Below are 1,667 nucleotides of genomic sequence, written 5' to 3' on the forward strand. Positions count from 1 at the left end.
CATGGATATCACGGATGGAGCCGGAGTCGAGGTGTTCCTCGAGTTCAGCGGCGCTCCAAAAGCCCTCGAACAGGGCCTGGCTGCAACAACCCCCGGAGGGAGGGTTTCGCTGCTGGGCCTTTTCCCGAGGGACGTTTCGATAGACTTCAACAACCTCATAATCTTCAAGGCCCTTGAGATTCACGGCATAACCGGGAGGCACCTCTGGGAGACCTGGTACACGGTTTCCAGCCTCATACAGAGCGGCAAGCTGAACCTCGACCCAATAATCACCCACAAGTACAAGGGCTTCGACAAGTTCGAGGAAGCCTTCGAGCTGATGCGCGCGGGCAAGACCGGAAAGGTCGTCTTCTTCCCGCACAAGAAGTGAAACTTTTCTCCTTTTATCTTCCTGTCCCTTGGGGCGAAGGCGTTAAATATCAAAAGCCCAAACTTAAAATGGGTGTGTTAATGGAGGGGGTTGAGTACATATACGACGAGCACGGGCGGATTAAGGGGGTCATAGTGCCCCCAGAGTTGTGGGAGAGGTTGAAGAGACGGCTTTTTGAGCCCTCCAAGTACCGGGGCATATACAGGAACAAGAAGGGCCTCGAAAAGAGCCTGCGGGAGCTGAGGGGCGAATGGGAGAGGGATTTCTGATAGACACAAACATCCTCATTTACTACCTTGCCGACGCCATACCCCCCGATGAGCTTCCGAAGATCGAGGAAATTCTGCGCGAGAGCTTTAACGTCTCGATAATAACAAAAATAGAGTTCCTGGGCTGGAAAGGACACACTCCAGAGGGATTCGAAAAGTCCAAGGAGTTCATCAGCTTTGCCCATGTAATACCTCTAACCGATGAGATAGCAGACCTCGCCATCGAACTGAGGAGAAGGAAGAAGATAAAACTCCCTGATGCCGTCATAGCTGCAACGGCCCTCAGGTATGGTCTCACACTCGTAACGAGGAACGTTGAGGACTTCAAAGACATCGATGGACTGGAAATCTACAACCCGTTCGAGAGGATTGACTAGAAAAGGTAGCTCGCTTCCTTTCTGAGGCCCACAAAATTCACCGCAATTCTTAAGTAATTTCTTCAACATTCACCACGGGAGGTGGCATCATGGAGTTAAGCTACCAGGAGAAACTTACGCTCATAAAGCTCGCGGGGCTCAAGAAGGTGAAGTTCGGGGAACTGGTAAAGGAAACCGGTCTCGACCAGGTCGCAGTTATGAGAGCGGTCCTCGGGCTTCAGGCCAAGGGGCTTGCTAACCTCCACGAGAGGAGCGAAAAAGTTGCCGTTCTCACGGACGCGGGAAGGAAGTACGCAGGGATAGGCCTTCCGGAGTGGAGGGCTCTAAAGGTTCTAAAAGAAAAAGGGAAGGTCACCCTGGACGATCTCTCCGAGGTTCTCAGCGAGGATGAACTTAAACCCATAGTTGGCCTCCTGAGGAAAGAGGGTTGGGCGAGCGTCAGAAAGGAAGACGGAAAGCTCGTTCTGGAGATAACCGAGAAGGGTCTCAATGCTGAGGAGAGACCCATCGATAGGGCTTTGAAGCTTCTCGCGGAGAAGGAAACCGTCTCCCTGAGCGAGATCCAGAAGTTCGTTCCAATTAAAGAGCTGAAGAGGAGGAAGATAGCCGAGGAAGAAACAGTTACGGAAAGGGAGGTTGAGATAACCCCTG

The 1,667-nt window shown here is 52.2% G+C and carries 3 protein-coding genes and 1 pseudogene; all 4 read left to right on the plus strand.

Going from position 1 to position 1,667, the window contains the following annotated elements:
- Window positions 1-370: zinc-binding dehydrogenase (locus MVC73_RS00335; protein WP_297505994.1), on the plus strand; the 370-nt coding region annotated here is incomplete at its 5' end.
- 80 nt (window positions 371-450) lie between these two features.
- Window positions 451-639, plus strand: coding sequence for a hypothetical protein (locus MVC73_RS00340; protein ID WP_297505995.1), 189 nt, complete (start codon window positions 451-453; stop codon window positions 637-639).
- A complete protein-coding gene (locus MVC73_RS00345; protein ID WP_297505996.1) occupies window positions 621-1,016 on the plus strand; it encodes a type II toxin-antitoxin system VapC family toxin in 396 nt (131 codons plus the stop codon). Before MVC73_RS00340 ends, MVC73_RS00345 begins: the two co-directional genes overlap by 19 nt.
- A gap of 89 nt (window positions 1,017-1,105) precedes the next feature.
- A pseudogene (locus tag MVC73_RS00350) lies at window positions 1,106-1,667 on the plus strand (phenylalanine--tRNA ligase subunit alpha); the annotation flags it as partial.

Source organism: Thermococcus sp., from assembly GCF_027052235.1.
Classification (GTDB): Archaea; Methanobacteriota_B; Thermococci; order Thermococcales; family Thermococcaceae; genus Thermococcus.